The 15,905-nt window shown below is 57.2% G+C and carries 11 protein-coding genes and 1 tRNA gene; 5 read left to right on the plus strand and 7 right to left on the minus strand.

The features are described from left to right. Positions 1-98 precede the first annotated feature (98 nt). From AC0V6N_RS04105 to alaS, 4 genes are all read left to right on the plus strand, one after another. Positions 99-692 carry a DUF2062 domain-containing protein gene (locus tag AC0V6N_RS04105; RefSeq protein WP_486170322.1) on the plus strand — a complete coding sequence of 198 codons (594 nt, stop codon included), beginning with the start codon at positions 99-101 and terminating at the stop codon, positions 690-692. A gap of 104 nt (positions 693-796) precedes the next feature. After that, on the plus strand, positions 797-3,265 hold the full coding sequence (locus AC0V6N_RS04110; protein WP_486172417.1) for a response regulator: 2,469 nt from the start codon (positions 797-799) through the stop codon (positions 3,263-3,265). Between the two features lie 148 nt (positions 3,266-3,413). Beyond that, entirely contained in the window at positions 3,414-4,478 is a 1,065-nt protein-coding gene (gene recA, locus AC0V6N_RS04115; protein WP_486170323.1) for a recombinase RecA, read from the plus strand. A 258-nt stretch (positions 4,479-4,736) separates the two neighbouring features. Beyond that, positions 4,737-7,400 carry an alanine--tRNA ligase gene (alaS, locus tag AC0V6N_RS04120; RefSeq protein WP_486170324.1) on the plus strand — a complete coding sequence of 888 codons (2,664 nt, stop codon included), beginning with the start codon at positions 4,737-4,739 and terminating at the stop codon, positions 7,398-7,400. Here alaS and AC0V6N_RS04125 read toward each other — a convergent pair. From AC0V6N_RS04125 to cpdR, 5 genes are all read right to left on the minus strand, one after another. After that, the gene (locus AC0V6N_RS04125) at positions 7,397-9,178 is read right to left on the minus strand and encodes a cation:proton antiporter domain-containing protein (RefSeq protein ID WP_486170325.1); all 1,782 of its coding nucleotides are present in this window, start codon (positions 9,176-9,178) and stop codon (positions 7,397-7,399) included. The genes alaS and AC0V6N_RS04125 overlap by 4 nt on opposite strands. Positions 9,179-9,303: 125 nt before the next feature. Next, positions 9,304-10,524: an NADP-dependent isocitrate dehydrogenase gene (locus AC0V6N_RS04130; RefSeq protein ID WP_486170326.1), complete on the minus strand. Its 1,221-nt coding sequence runs from the start codon at positions 10,522-10,524 to the stop codon at positions 9,304-9,306. 171 nt (positions 10,525-10,695) lie between these two features. After that, the gene (locus AC0V6N_RS04135; protein ID WP_486170327.1) at positions 10,696-11,142 is read right to left on the minus strand and encodes a hypothetical protein; all 447 of its coding nucleotides are present in this window, start codon (positions 11,140-11,142) and stop codon (positions 10,696-10,698) included. A gap of 122 nt (positions 11,143-11,264) precedes the next feature. Then, positions 11,265-11,339 (minus strand) — tRNA-Val (locus AC0V6N_RS04140). 110 nt (positions 11,340-11,449) lie between these two features. Beyond that, positions 11,450-11,839 (minus strand): cell cycle two-component system response regulator CpdR, encoded by a 390-nt coding sequence (cpdR, locus tag AC0V6N_RS04145; protein WP_486170328.1) that lies wholly within the window; start codon positions 11,837-11,839, stop codon positions 11,450-11,452. Between the two features lie 253 nt (positions 11,840-12,092). Between cpdR and AC0V6N_RS04150 the strand changes: the two genes are divergently transcribed. Next, entirely contained in the window at positions 12,093-13,046 is a 954-nt protein-coding gene (locus AC0V6N_RS04150) for an N-formylglutamate amidohydrolase (RefSeq protein WP_486170329.1), read from the plus strand. 324 nt (positions 13,047-13,370) lie between these two features. Here the strand turns inward: AC0V6N_RS04150 and AC0V6N_RS04155 are convergent, their stop codons facing one another. Further along, on the minus strand, positions 13,371-14,156 hold the full coding sequence (locus AC0V6N_RS04155) for a SapC family protein (protein WP_486170330.1): 786 nt from the start codon (positions 14,154-14,156) through the stop codon (positions 13,371-13,373). A 148-nt stretch (positions 14,157-14,304) separates the two neighbouring features. Then, a complete protein-coding gene (locus AC0V6N_RS04160; RefSeq protein WP_486170331.1) occupies positions 14,305-15,738 on the minus strand; it encodes an FAD-binding oxidoreductase in 1,434 nt (477 codons plus the stop codon). Positions 15,739-15,905: the final 167 nt, after the last annotated feature.

Genomic DNA, 15,905 nt, shown 5'->3' on the forward strand with positions numbered 1-15,905 from the left:
CATATAGTCATTCATGGCTGCCCATTGTTTCTTTATCGCTTTTGCCTCGGAAGCGCGCTTGTGTTTGCGCGCATCTGGGAGCAGTAGCGCACACTGATATGGCCACCTCGCAATCCTCCAGCGCTTCAGCGCGTATCGCGGCCTGGTTCTCGCGCTACATGCCAAAGCGTGAAGAGATGGCGCGCAATAAATATTTGCGACCGATTGCTCATCGTTTCCTCTCGCCAGAGTTATGGCGGTTCACCCGTCGCTCGGTCCCGCGCGGAGTTGCCCTTGGCCTTTTCGCAGCGTTTATCATTCCTGTGGGGCAGATTTTTCTGGCGGCATTTCTCGCGCTTCCGGCACGGGCAAATGTCCCGCTTGCGGCGCTGGTCACATTCGTCACCAACCCTCTCACTATCGCGTTTTGGGCGGTGGTCGCAAACCGGGTCGGGCAATTCATCCTGCGCATCGACGCCGCGACAGCCGGTGTCGCAACCGAGCAACTGGAAAGCGGCGCATGGCAATGGGTCATCGACGCATTCGAAGTCGCCGGTGTCACAGTGGTGGGCTTCTTTGTCCTTGCGGTCCTCGCCTCTTCGGTCGGTTATCTTCTTTCAAGCGCGATTTGGCGCGTGGTCATTGCACGAAGGCGGGCAAAACGGCTGAAACGGATGGAAGAGCGGCTCGACCAGAGGCTGAACGCAAACTAGGCTTCTGCTAAGGGCGATCGCTTGCGAATCTGCCTACATTGTAAATGAAGTCGAGCGTGAACACTCATATTCAAACCCTTACTGGCTCCAAAAGCAACGCAACCATGCTGGCAGGCATTGGGCTTGCACTGGTGCTGAGCGCAGGGGCGGTTTTCCTTGTCACTGCAAATGCGATGATCGCAGGCGCTTACAGCTTGGGTTTGCTGGTGCTGCTGTTCGGCGTGTTTGCTTCAGGCCAGAAGGGCACTGCGGCTGAAGAGAGCGAAGCGTTTGCGCCTGATTGGTCGGTTACCGTCGCCGCGATAGAGCATGAAGGCCAAGCCATCGCCATCACTGACCGAGCGAACCGAATGGTGTGCGCGAACCAAGCGTTCATCGATGCTTTTGGCGCAGGCAGTGCACCACCGTCACTGCCGCTTGATCGTTCCGCACTCGAAGCCGTCACGCGGCTTGCCAGAGAAGCATGGCGCGATGGCAGTGGGCAGATCGAAGAGCTTGAAGACCAAAGCGAGCGCAATTGGGGTGTTGCTGCAAAGCGTGCGGGGCGGGGCGATGATCATCTGATCTGGCGTTTTGTTCGCAATGTCGATGGCGCTGGGCAGTCGCTGTCTGATATTGATCTATCCGGGCCGTTTGGCGTTATGCTCAGCCGTGCAGGGATCGAAGCCGCGATGACTGGACCCGACGGAGCCATCCGCAGCGTGAGCACTGGGTTTGCCGAGCGAGCCTCTGGCGATGCGACAGCGACTTTGGCGGGACAGGATTTTGCTGCATTGCTGCGGGCAGACGACCGCGAACGCATTTTCTTCGCGCGCGAAGGGCGAGCGGGCACCCCGCAAACCTTGATCGATGTGCCATTGGTTGAACCTGCGCAAGCGGGCACTCAGCCCGGCCCGGACGATGGTGCATCGCTTATGCTCTTGGTCGATAGCGGCGTTGGCATTGGCGGCGGCTGGGATGGATCATCACAGGCCGGCGTGGCGCAGCTGGAGGCTTTGCTCGCGCAACTCCCACTCGGCCTTGCCATGACAGACCGCGATGGCCGGTTCCTATTTGGCAATGATGCGTTCCTGCGCTCCATCGGACGCAAGGATCGCGGGCTACCGGCATTCCCAACCGATCTGGTCGTGAAAGAGGACAAGGCTGCGCTTTCTGACGCCGTGCGTCGCCATGGGCGCGGTCCTGCGACCAGCGGCGATATGGCACTGCGCCTTACAGCTCAGCCGGATGAACCCGTTTCGATGGGGCTTGCCGGTGTGCGGGGCTTGGGCGAGGCATCGGTATTGTTGATGCTGGTCGATTCATCTGAAGAGACACAGCTCAAACGCCAGGTTGCTCAGGCAACGAAGATGCAAGCGGTTGGCCAGCTTGCCGGCGGTGTTGCGCATGACTTTAACAATGTGCTCACCGCTATTATCGGCACGTGCGATCTGATGCTGCTGCGGCACACGCCCGGCGACAGCGATTATGACGACATCCAGCAAATCCGCGCGAACTCCAACCGCGCTGCATCGCTAACGCGCCAATTGCTCGCCTTTTCGCGCCAACAGACATTGCGGCCTGAAATTCTGCAACTGCCCGACGTGGTGAGCGAGGTAAGCCCGCTCATTAAACGGTTGCTGGGTGAGAAGATCGCATACTTTGTCCAGCATGATCGCAATCTGGGGGCGGTAAGGGCCGATCCGCAACAGCTTGAACAGGTCATCATGAACTTGGCCGTCAATGCGCGCGATGCGATCAATATGAATGGCGCGCATGGCGGAGCGGGCGGCAAAGGCATGAGCGGCGCGGGCAAAAGTGGCACCGGTGAAGCGCAAGGGCGCATCACTCTGCTCACCCGCTCAATCCCGTCCACCGAAGTGATCAAGCTGGGATCAGAAGTGCTGCCAGCGGCCGACTACACCGTGCTGATCATGCAGGATAATGGCGGCGGCATTCCCGATCATGTTCTGCCCAAACTGTTCGAACCATTCTTTACGACCAAGGAATTGGGCAAGGGCACAGGCCTTGGGCTTTCGACCGTTTATGGGATCGTCAAACAGTCGGGCGGCTTTATCTTTGCGGACAATCTGTCTGATGCAGGCGGCCGCCAGGTGGGCGCGCGCTTCACGATCTACTTCCCCGTCCACCACGGCGAAGTGCCCCGCAAAAAGCCGGAGCCTGAACTTACCGAGAGCTCTGAATGGTCAGTGGGCGGCCGCGTACTTCTGGTCGAGGATGAAGACATGGTGCGCGCCGTTGCAGAGCGGGCGCTCTCACGGGCGGGCTATGAAATCACCGCCTGCCCAGATGGGGAAGACGGTCTTGCCGAAATCACCAAGGGCGGCGAGTTTGATCTGGTGGTCAGCGACGTTGTGATGCCCGGCATGGATGGCCCAGCGATGGTCCGCGCTATCCGTGAGCTGCGCCCCGATCTGCCAGTGCTCTTCATGTCTGGTTATGCTGAGGAAAACCTGCGCAGCGAAATCGACATCCCCGATATGCACTTCATCCCCAAGCCTTTCAGCGTCAGCGCAATCAGCGATAAAGTCGGCGCAGTGATGCGTCAGGCCAAGGCCGCACAAGACGCCTGAAGACCCATCGAAAAATAATTTTGTTCCACTCTTGTTCTATGAGAACAAATGGGATACATGCTGTTCCAACAGGGGGCGGCAAGAGGGTCTCTCCAAACGGTCGGTCAAAAGTTTTAACTGGCCCTAGGCAAGCGAAGGAGTGCATGCGATGGCTACGCAACTAAAGCTGGTAGAGAAGGAAAAAGGCGTGGATCGTCAAAAGGCACTCGACGCGGCGTTGTCACAGATTGACCGCGCTTTTGGTAAGGGTTCAGCGATGAAGCTGGGCTCAAAAGAAGCGATGCAGGTCGAATCAATTTCAACCGGTTCGCTTGGGCTTGATATTGCGCTTGGCATTGGCGGTCTGCCTAAAGGCCGCGTTATCGAAGTCTATGGTCCAGAAAGCTCTGGTAAGACGACGCTTGCGCTGCATGTGATTGCAGAGGCGCAAAAAGCGGGCGGCACAGCGGCCTTTGTGGATGCAGAGCACGCGCTTGATCCGGTCTATGCGAAAAAGCTGGGCGTCGACATTGATGAATTGATCGTCTCGCAGCCTGATACAGGCGAACAGGCGCTTGAGATCACCGACACTCTGGTTCGCTCCAATGCTGTTGACGTTTTGGTCGTCGATTCGGTTGCGGCTTTGGTGCCGCGCGCTGAGATCGAAGGCGAAATGGGCGATTCGCATGTGGGTCTTCAGGCACGCTTGATGTCGCAGTCGCTGCGTAAGCTCACCGGCTCTATCAACCGTTCAAAGTGCATGGTGATCTTCATCAACCAGCTGCGCATGAAAATCGGTGTGATGTATGGCAACCCTGAGACGACGACGGGCGGCAATGCGCTTAAGTTTTACGCCTCTGTCCGCTTGGATATCCGCCGCACGGGTCAGATCAAGGACCGCGACGAAGTGATCGGCAACTCGACCCGCGTCAAAGTGGTCAAGAACAAGGTCGCTCCGCCATTCAAACAGGTCGAGTTTGACATCATGTATGGTCAGGGCATCTCCAAACGAGGTGAAATTCTCGACCTTGGGGTGAAAGCCGGCTTGGTTGAGAAATCGGGCAGCTGGTATTCCTATGACAGCGTGCGCATCGGCCAAGGTCGCGAGAATTCGAAGACCTATCTCGCCGAGAACCCAGAAGTTTGCGACAAGTTGGAAGCCGAAATTCGCGGTAAAACCGACGAGGTCGCCGAGGAAATGATGACGGGCCCGGACGCGGACTCCGACAGCTGATCCTCAAGCGGGTATTGGAGCAGGCTTGATAGGCCCGCTCACCCGGACAACCGGAATACCGGCATGAACCCATCCTCATTCATTTGAGGGACGCGGTTCCTGCCGGTTTTTCGTGTTCGCTTTGGTTTTCGGCTTTGGGTGTCAGGTGAGTGTGAACTGTGTCGAATGGACGCCACATGCGCAGTCATCGACGCAGAATGTCGCAAGGCGTGCTCGCTTTGTCTTGTCGGGCACCGATCCATTGCTTAACTGGCGATCATGACTTCGACTAACGACATCCGCCGGTCCTTCCTCGACTTTTTCGCGGGCCAAGATCATGCGCCAGTGCAAAGCGCCCCGCTGGTTCCCTACAACGATCCGACCTTGATGTTCGTGAACGCAGGGATGGTGCCGTTCAAGAATGCCTTTACCGGGCTCGAAACCCCGCCAGCGCCACGTGCGACCTCCTCGCAAAAATGTGTGCGGGCAGGTGGCAAGCACAATGATCTCGACAATGTCGGCTACACTGCGCGCCACCACACTTTCTTTGAGATGCTCGGCAACTTTTCATTCGGCGATTATTTCAAAGAACAGGCGATCCTGAATGCCTGGACCTTGCTCACCAAAGAATGGGGCCTCGCACCCGATAAATTGACCGCCACAATTTACCACACCGATGATGAGGCGTTTGACCTGTGGCGCAAGATTTCGGGCCTTCCCGAAGAGCGCATCATTCGCATCTCAACCAATGACAATTTCTGGTCGATGGGTGAGACCGGCCCTTGCGGTCCATGCTCGGAGATTTTCTATGATCACGGTGACCACATTCCCGGTGGACCTCCCGGAAGTCCAGACGAAGATGGCGACCGCTTCATCGAAATCTGGAACTTGGTCTTCATGCAGTTTGATCAGGCCGCTGATGGCACGCGATCTGATTTGCCGAGCCCTTCGATCGACACCGGCATGGGCCTCGAACGCATCGCTGCGGTCATGCAAGGCGTGCACGACAATTATGACACTGACACATTCAAGGCTCTGATCGCCGCATCTGTGGGGATGACGGGTGTCGAAGCAACTGGCGACAACACTGCGTCGCACCGGGTGATCGCTGACCATTTGCGCTCAACATCGTTCCTGATGGCCGATGGCGTGCTCCCATCAAATGAAGGCCGCGGCTATGTCCTTCGCCGGATCATGCGCCGCGCGATGCGCCATGCCCACTTGCTGGGTGCAAGCGAGCCATTGATGCACCGTTTGGTGCCATCACTCGTTACGGAAATGGGGCAGGCCTATCCTGAACTGCAGCGCGGGCAGGACCTGATCGAAGAGGTGTTGCTGCGTGAAGAAACGCAGTTTCGTAAAACGCTCGAAAAAGGTCTCAAGCTGCTCGACGAAGCGACGGGCACAATGGGCGAGGGCGGTGAGCTTGATGGCGAAACCGCCTTCAAACTCTACGACACATACGGCTTTCCCTATGATTTGACCGAAGACGCGTTGAGGGCGCGCGGCATTGCTGTCGACCGCGCCGGTTTTGATGTCGCTATGGAGCGCCAGAAACAAGCTGCGCGGGCCGCATGGAAAGGCTCCGGCGATGCGGCGTCTGGCGAAGTGTGGTTCGATTTAGCAGAACGCGAAGGCGCCACCGAATTCACCGGATATGTTGCCACCTCTGGCGAGGGCACTGTGGTGGCTATCGTCAAAGATGGCGCGGAAACTGATGCGGCATCTGCAGGCGATGAGGTCGTCATCCTCACCAATCAAACACCGTTTTACGGAGAGAGCGGCGGTCAAACCGGCGATATGGGGCGCATTTCAACTCCTGATGGCTTTGCTGCCGATATCACCGACACAAGCAAGCCACTTGGCCGGTTGCACGCTCATCACGCGACGATCACCGCGGGCAGCGTGAAGGTTGGCGACAATGTCCAGCTCGAGGTTGATAGCGCGCGTCGTAGCGAAATTCGCGCAAACCATTCTGCGACGCATCTTGTCCATGCGGCTCTGCGCAATCAGCTTGGCAATCACGTGACCCAAAAAGGTTCGCTGGTGGCGCAGGATCGTTTGCGGTTCGACTTTTCGCATCCAAAGGCGCTTGAGCCCGCTGAAATTGCGGCGATTGAGGCGGAGGTGAACGCCGAGATCCTTGCGAACGAACCGGTTGCAACGCGCCTTATGAGCCCGGACGATGCTGTGGAAGCGGGCGCATTGGCGCTGTTCGGAGAGAAATATGGCGACGAGGTTCGCGTGCTTTCGATGGGCCGAGCAGGCGGCGATGGACGCAATTACTCGGTGGAATTGTGCGGCGGTACGCATGTCACAGCCACAGGCGATATTGGCTTGTTCCGGATCATCTCAGAAAGCGCCGTATCCTCTGGCATCCGCCGGATCGAAGCGCTGACAGGCAATGCTGCGCGCAGTTGGCTGGTCGAACGCGAAGAGGCGCTCAAGTCGGCGGCGAGTGCGATCCGCGCGACCCCCGATGAAGTGCCCGCGCGTATTGCGGCCTTGTTGGATGAGCGAAAGCGGCTTGAGAAAGAGCTAGCCGAAGCGAAGAAGGCCTTGGCCCTTGGCGGTGGTGGTTCCGGTCAAAGTGTTGGCGCTGCTAGTGGGGATGAGGACGTCGCTGGCATCGCGTTTAGCGGACAAGTGCTCGAGGGTTTGAATCCCAAAGAGCTTCGCCCGTTGCTTGACGAGACAAAGGCCCGGCTCGGCTCCGGCATTGCGGCAATCGTTGCGGTTAATGACGGGAAGGCCAGCATCGCTGCGGCGGTAACCGATGATCTCAAAGAGCGTTTTAGCGCGGTCGATCTGGTGCGCGCCGGTGTCGAGGCGCTTGGCGGCAAAGGCGGCGGTGGTCGCCCTGATATGGCGCAAGGCGGCGGGCCAGACGGTTCAAAAGCGTCGGACGCTATTGCAGCGGTGAAGCAGGTCTTGGCAGGCTAACTCGTCGATGAGGCGGTCGTGTCGAGCCTGCTCGAACGCAATTTGGGTTTCTCTTTGAGGCCGCCCTCAAGCTCCAAGCGTTCGCGATATTCGTCGCGTTTTTCGTGGATTGAGGCGATCACAGGACCCATCGCGACGCCAATATCTACCAGCACCGCTTCAGAGAGTTGAAGCGAACTTTCCAAGTTTTCTGGCACGGCGTGGCTCGCTCCGGCGCGGTACATTGCAGCGGCGTGATCGGTGTCGCGCGCGCGGGCAACAATTAACAAGTCAGGATGCTCTTTGCGCAGCTTGCTCACCAATCGTTGGGCTAGCACAGGCTCATCCATCGTGAGCACTACTGCAGGGGCGTTTTCGATGCCCAGGCGTGACAAAGCATCGCCGCGCGCCGCATCGCCAAAGGTAGCGCGGTATCCATCGCGTTTTGCATTATCGATCAGGTCTGGGTTTGAATCGAGCATGACATAGGCTTGATCGTGCTTGACCAGCATGTCAGCGATGAGCCTGCCGACACGGCCACCGCCGATTATGATCGTGCGGATCTCGACCTCGTCCTCTTCCGGCAATTCGGGCACTGCTTCGATGCGGCGCGCGATCACCCGGCCCAGTTTTGCAAGCAGTGGCGTTATCGTCAGGCCAATGGCGGTCACGATCTGCCAAAACTGCGCGGTTTCCGTGTCGATCACATAGGCACTGGTGGCGGCGGCCAAAACAATCAGCGTCGTCTCGGAAGGGCTGGCCATCAGGACACCCGTCTCGCTGGCGGTCGAACGACGCGCGCCCATCATGCGCAGCAGCGAACCGGTCACAATGGCTTTGAACACCAGCACGCCGACGACAGCGCCTGCAATCTCGCCCAGATTGCGCCAGATTTCCATCAGGTCGATGCTCATGCCGATGGTGATCAGAAACACACCGAGCGCGAGGCCCTTAAAGGGCTCCATGATGCTTTCGACCTCGCCGTGATATTCGGTCTCGGCGATTAAAAGCCCCGCGATCAATGCGCCCACGATGGGGGAGAGGCCGGTGGCAGCGGTGGCAAGGCTCGCGCCGATCACCACCAGCAAAGAGGCAGCGAGGAACAGTTCCGGGCTTTTGGTGCGCGCGGCTTGGCTGAACAAGCGGGGCAGGGCAAATCGGCCCACGACTAGCAGCACAAGTATCACTACGCCGCCTTGCACCAATGTGCTGGTCAAGCCGCTTACACCGTCAGCTGATGCATTGGGTGCCAAAGCGCCCAAGATAAAGATGATCGGGACGATCATGATGTCTTCGAACAGCAGCATCGACAGCGCCGCGCGTCCGACGGGGGACTTGGTGCCCGATATCGGCAGCACGATCGCGGTGGAGGAGAAGGCAAGAGCAAAACCGAGCGCGAGCGCCGCCGTAGTGCTCATACCGCTGTAATAGCCAAAGAATGCCGCCGATACGCTGCCGATGATCAGCAGTTCGAGGCTGCCGAGACCGAATACCAGTTTGCGCAACTGCCATAGGCGGTTGAACGACAGCTCAAGCCCGATGGCGAATAGCAGCAGGATTATGCCGAAATCGGCGAAGGGCGTTAATCGCTCAGGGTCGGATATCGTGATAAATTGCAGCCAAGGCAATCGCTCAACCATCGCGCCAAGGCCGAATGGACCGACCAAAATGCCGATCAGGATGAACCCAATAATCGGCGTAATGCGGAAACGCGCGAAGACCGGGATCACAATGCCCGCCGCCCCAAGGATCACGAGCGCATCCTGCATAACCGGGGAGAGGGTCAGTTCACCTGCCATGGCTTTGCGTTCGCGCTCCTATCATTGGGTGTCGCTTTACGGTGAAAACGAGAAGGGCGGCCATTCGATCCGAACAGCCGCCCTTATCCGTAGATCAGCAGTGAGTGCTAGGAAAGCGCTAAGGCTTAGCTCCAGCTCTGCATTTCTTTTTCGAGGTTCTGTACGATCGCTTCGAAGAACTGCTCAGTCGTTAGCCAGTTCTGCGATGGGCCGATCAGCAGTGCCAAGTCTTTGGTCATCTGGCCGTTTTCGACCGTTTCGATGCAGACGCGCTCAAGCGTCTCGGCAAACTTCACCACATCGGGTGTTTCGTCGAATTTGCCGCGATACATCAGACCGCGTGTCCATGCGAAGATGGAGGCGATTGGGTTGGTCGAAGTCGCCTTACCCTGTTCGTGCTGGCGGAAATGGCGGGTAACGGTGCCATGTGCGGCTTCTGCTTCGATGGTCTTGCCATCAGGTGTCATCAGAACTGACGTCATGAGGCCCAATGAACCGAAGCCTTGCGCAACCGTGTCTGACTGAACGTCGCCATCGTAGTTTTTACAAGCCCAGACGAACTTGCCTGACCATTTGAGTGCAGATGCGACCATGTCGTCGATCAGGCGGTGCTCATAGGTGATACCGGCCTCTTCGAACTTGTCCTTGAATTCGTTTTCGAACACTTCTTCGAACAAGTCTTTGAAGCGGCCATCATAGGCTTTCATGATCGTGTTCTTGGTTGAGAGGTAGACAGGCCACTTGCGATCAAGGCCGTAATTCATCGAAGCGCGCGCAAAGGCACGGATCGAATCGTCAAGGTTGTACATCGCCATCGCGATGCCTGAGCTTTCAAATTCAAACACTTCGAGGTCGAGGTTTGTGCCGTCTTCGCCTTCGTAAACGAGGCGCAGCTTACCCGGACCAGGGATCAGCGTGTCGGTTGCACGATATTGGTCGCCAAAGGCGTGACGGCCAACCACAATTGGATGAGTCCAGCCCGGCACCAAACGCGGCACGTTGTCGATCACGATAGGCTCACGGAAAACCACACCGCCAAGAATGTTGCGGATCGTGCCGTTGGGCGAGCGCCACATTTTCTTGAGGTCGAACTCTTCGACGCGCGCTTCATCAGGAGTGATGGTTGCGCATTTCACGCCTACGCCGTGCTCTTTGATCGCGTTCGCCGCGTCTACCGTGATCTGGTCATCGGTTTCGTCACGCTTTTCGATCGAGAGGTCGTAATATTTCAGGTCGACATCGAGGTAGGGCAGGATCAACCGTTCACGGATCCACTGCCAGATGATCTTTGTCATCTCATCGCCGTCTAGTTCGACGACTGGGTTTTTGACCTGAATTTTTTGCATGGCTACTGCCCCATCCCTTTCGGAAGAATTTGAAAGCTGTTTTGGATGCTGATCCCATCCTTGATGGGCGCTCTAGCAGAGGTGCACAGCGGTGCAAGTAGCTCACAAAAAAAGGAGCAGCACCCAATGCGGATGCTGCTCCATTTTGGAACCTGCAATGGTCGGCTCGTCTTATTCTTCCAGACGACGTGACGCGAGAATGTGGCCTTTCTCAACCAGGTCAGGGATATCAGCGCGGTTAACAGTGATCTCTTCGCTTTCGTCCCAGGTGATTTGAGCAAGATCGCCGTTCAGTTCGACCACGCTGCTTGGGCCATTGGGCCATGCGCCCATTTCTGTGATGACGACCACTTGGTCATCGCTGACCTCAGTTACCTTCATCAAACCATAGGCATCGGCGTATTCTTCGCTGCCATCGCCAAAGGACTGGTCCGAAAACTCGCTAAGTTCCGCTGACCATAAATCGCCCACCATTGGTTCAGCCAGAACGGGGTCGTCAGCAGAAGCGGAGATCTCACCGCCTGCGACAGATGAAACCGCATCGCATGCGCTCAGCGCGACCAAGCTCAATGCAGCAAATCCGCCCAATACGGACTTTTTAGTATTCAAGAAATTCATATTGTCCCTCCATCACAAAATGCGAAGTGGCAGCTTCGAAGCATAATTTCGGGGCAATAGGAACAGCCAGAGTTAACCTCTTACCCAGAGAAATTTCTACTGCGCTGTCATGAGAGGGATGATGGTGGGCGTAGGAAGAGTTGAACTTCCGACCCCTGCAATGTCAATACAGTGCTCTACCACTGAGCTATACGCCCGCACACATCATCGTCGCTTGTTTGCTTTAGCATCAAAGCGAAGCGGCGCGTTAGCGAAGGCTCACAGTCAGTGCAAGCGATTCGAACAACGCGGCGCGCAAAAAATTTACCTAAAGGCTGGCCTCGCGCGCATCATCAAAAACGCGCTCGACCTCCAGCACTAGATCACGCAGGTGAAACGGCTTGGACAAGACCTTGGCATGCGGCTGCTCGCGGCTTGCGCGAAGAGAGACTGCGGCGAACCCTGTGATAAACATCACCTTGGTGCGCGGAGAGACCTCCGCACAGCGCTGAGCCAATTCGATGCCGTCCATTTCCGGCATGACAATGTCTGAGAGCAGGAGATCAAACTCCTCCTCTTCAAGCAAGGGGAGGGCATCCGTCCCGCGATCAACGCTTTTTACGTCATAGCCGGCCTTGATCAGCGCGCGCTCCAAATAGGTGCGCATGGCTTCTTCATCTTCGGCAAGGAGGATTCGCGGTGCAGTACTTGTCGTCATGGCTATGCCGATACCGTATTTGGCTTAAGAAATCTTTCTCATTTGGGCGTGATGGCCAGCTTTGAGACGGCCGCAATCACATTCCTAACGCATATTCCTAAGGCAAAGGCTTAATGCGGCTCAGTAAAAGCCGCCAATCCTGTACGATTCGCCTTTGACACAGGGCGGCAAAGAAGGCAGCAAACTGGTTATGCATCGCCCGCTAGCCAAAGCAAAAAACGAAACCAATGCCTCAAGATCAAGCGATGATCTCGTGACCATACGCGGGGGCAGGGTGTCCGCGAGCGGCAATGATGCAGCCTTCATCCATGTCGCGCCAAAATCTATGCCGTTGCCTGTTTTGATCGCCGTGCCGCATGCTGGCCGTGCCTATCCCGGTGAGGCGCTGGCGCAAATGCGCGATGCTCAGCTGGCGCAATTGCGGTTGGAGGATCGGCATGTCGATGCCGTCGGTGTCGAAGTGGCAAAGGCAACGGGCACAGGGCTACTGGTTGCGCAGGCTCCGCGCGCAATGCTCGACCTCAACCGCGCGCATGATGATGTCGATTGGGAAATGATTGCGGGGCCGGGGCGTCGTCTGACTAAGCCGCAGCCGCATCTAACAGGCAGCAATGCCCGTGCTCGCAGCGGTCTAGGTCTTGTTCCACGACGTCTACCGAGTTTCGGTGAGATTTGGCGCGGGCGTCTTGATAGAGAGGAACTGGACCGGCGCATTGATGAGATTCACCGGCCCTATCACACTTTCCTTGCGCGCGAATTGGAGAAGATCCGGGCTGCCTGGGGCGCAGCGTTGCTGCTTGATCTGCATTCGATGCCTCCGTTGAAACGGCAAAAGACAGGGCGCAAATCTGCGCGGATGGGCGAAGAGGCTGCACCGCAGATTGTCTTGGGTGATCGGTTTGGTGCGTCTTGCCAGTCTAATCTAATGTCGCGCGCGTTTCGCTATCTCGAAATGCAGGGTTGCGAGGCGGCGCATAATCGCCCCTATTCGGGGGGCTATGTACTCGATCGGCATGCTTCGCCCTCGCGTGGGATCCACTGTATCCAGGTGGAGCTGTGTCGTGCCACCTATCTTGATGCATCGCTATCCGAACCCACACATGCGGTTGGCCCACTTGCCAAGATGTTGGCGGGGTTGGTCCGCGAATTAGGTGCAGAAACCGCACAAATGGGCGCGGGCGGACAGATGAAGCAGGCTGCTGAATAAGTATCAGAAGCGCCGCTTAACTCTCAGATTAAGAATAAAAAATGCCACCTCGCGCGCAACTTAGGGGGTGAAGCACGAGGTGGCCAGGTTCAGGGAGGAAGACGCCCAAAGGCGCCTTTCCACGAACCGACTATGAGGGGGTGTCGGCCCGTACGTTTAAGATAGGGGCGCCATTCGTCGCGTTCAACCACGAAGCGGCCAAAATTGCGTCGCATTTGGTGCAATCGTCAGCGGTTCTGTCGCGATGCCAAGCAGGCAAAAGAAAACGGGCGCGAAAGCCATGAAGCCTTCCGCGCCCGTTCCTGAATTTTGTGATCGAGTTGCTTAGACAGCAGGTGTAGCGGCATCCGGCACAGGCACCTTGCCTTGTGCACTTTGACGTTCAAACACTGTGCGCATCAGGTTCATTGAGAACAGCTGAGCATGGATCAGCATCATCATGCCGTTTGAGTTCAACGTGTGCACCGTTTCTGCATCAAGTTCGCGCAGCTTGTTTTCGTCAACCATTTGGAAGCCACGATAAACAAACGGCTTGTCCGGCATGTCGTTGCGGGTGATCGCAATTTCGCCGTCCATCAAAATGTCGAGCTTTTTGAGTTCTTCAAGGAATGCGCGAGTGCGCTGACCTGATTCTTCAAAACGCTTACAGAATTCGAGCACCTGATTGGTGTATTCGGTTGGCTTGTCGTCTTCGAAAAGAACGTTGCCTTCCTTGCTCTTGCCAACCACGCCAGCTTGCGGGTCAAAGCACAGTGACATGTCGTCGCTGTCCTTGTTTAGTTTCGCAAGAATAAAGGGATAGCGGCGGATGTAAGCAGGGACATAAACGCCCGCTTCCAGCTTGCCATCGTCTGCTGAGATGAAGGTGTTAACGCCTTCGTTCAGGCCCATCAGCGCAATTGGAAGCGGGTTTTCGCCAGCGGTGAAAACGATGGGGTAGCTGCGCTGTGCATCAACAAATTCGTCAACGGTCAGCGGGATCGCATGCGTGTCTTTCAGAAAGCCTGCATCGTCAAATGATGTGACTTTCCAGTCGCCGTGATCGCGACTGTTGAGCGGCATGAGGTCTTTGTAAAACAGCGGAAGTTGCGGCTGCGGCGCGGAAGCCATGGATTGTCTCCGAAAATTGCGGATGAAAACTGTTGGTCGCGGTGTCTAAATGGGTGATGTTGCCGTCTCCCTGAAACCGGATTGCGGGGCTTTAGGCGTTCATTTCGCAAGGTGCAAGCGCGGTGCGCTCTATGGCCCACAGCGTCCTTTAGTCAGCACTGATCAGCTTACCCGGATTGAGCAAGCTATTGGGGTCAAGCGCGGCCTTTACGCTTCGCATCATTGAAAGCGCTGTCGGGTCGCTTAGCCGCTCCAATTCGGACACTTTCATCTGCCCGATCCCGTGTTCTGCGCTGATAGAGCCGCCCCATTGGGTGACCAGATCGTATACGGCTGAACTGATCTGCTTGCCCTGCGCTTCTTCCCATTCACCCGGAACTGCGCCTTTAGGAGCGAGGACGTGGAAGTGTACATTGCCATCGCCCAGATGACCAAACGCAACCGCGCTGGTGCCGGGATGGGCCGCTTCGATGGCGGGTGACGCTTCAAGGATGAATTCCGGCATCCGCTCCACAGGCACAGAAATGTCGTGTTGCATGGCCGGACCCAGCGCGCGCTCAGCCGCCGAGATCGAGTCGCGCAGAGTCCAAAAGTCTTCTGCCTGCCGTTCATTGGAGGCGATCACCGCGTCTTCGAGCAATCCGTCTTCTGCTGCCATGCCAAGCGCGGTTTCGAGCGCCTCGCGTAGCTGCGCATCGTCCTCGTTCACGCCCATACATTCGATCAGAGCGTTCCATTCATGGCGGGCCTGCAAGGGTGATCGCGCATCGGGTAGGTGTGCTAACACGCTGTCGAGGCAATGCGCGGGCACCACTTCAAAGCCTTCGAGCGTGTCTCCTATCGCGCGGTCGACCTGTCGCAGCAAAGTGCGCGCATCTTGGATGGAGCCAAGTCCCACCCACGCAGTTGCGCGTGCTTTAGGTGCAGGGAGCAGACGCAAAGTGGCCGCGGTGACAATGCCCAGCGTCCCCTCTGATCCGATAAGCAGTTGCTTTAGGTCAAACCCGCGATTGTCTTTCTTTAGTGCTGTAAGACTGTCAAACACCTGCCCATCGGCCAGCACCGCCTCTATCCCCAACACCTGCGCGCGCATTGTGCCGTGGCGAAGCACCTGCGTGCCGCCTGCATTGGTAGAGACCAGACCTCCAATAGTCGCCGAACCTTTACCACCCAGCGTCAAAGGGAAGCGCATATCCGCTTCCTCCGCCGCTTCGTGAAATGTCTGGAGGATGACGCCTGCCTCGCAAACGGCTTGCCCGGCATCCCCATCAAGCGATCGAATCGCGTTCATCCGACGCAGAGAGAGCAAGATGGCCTCACCGCTATCATCAGGCGTTGCCCCGCCAGCCATGCCGCTATTCCCACCTTGGGGAACGATGGGAATGTGGTGCTGAGCGCACAATTTCACTAGAGCGGCGACTTCCTCGGTCGATGCAGGCGAGGCGAGCGCCATCGCGCGGCCCGAATACCGCCCACGCCAATCGACCAGCCATGGCGATAGGTCGTCACCCTGCGTAGTCAGACCCTTGGAGCCGAGCAGAGCTGCGGCTTCTTCCAGAAATGTCGTCGAGTTATTGGTCATCAGTTTCTTCGTGATACGCTGCGAATTGTGGCGCGTATGCCACACTATTGATCCAATGCACCAGTGCAATGGGCGCGATCCTGCATGCAGTTAAGGCAGCGTTCAATCGTTCTTGCTAGCTGTCCAACTACGCCGCACGGGGGCTTTGACACTGTGCTGCACCCATT

It is taken from the genome of Erythrobacter sp. S57(2025) (genome assembly GCF_057365055.1).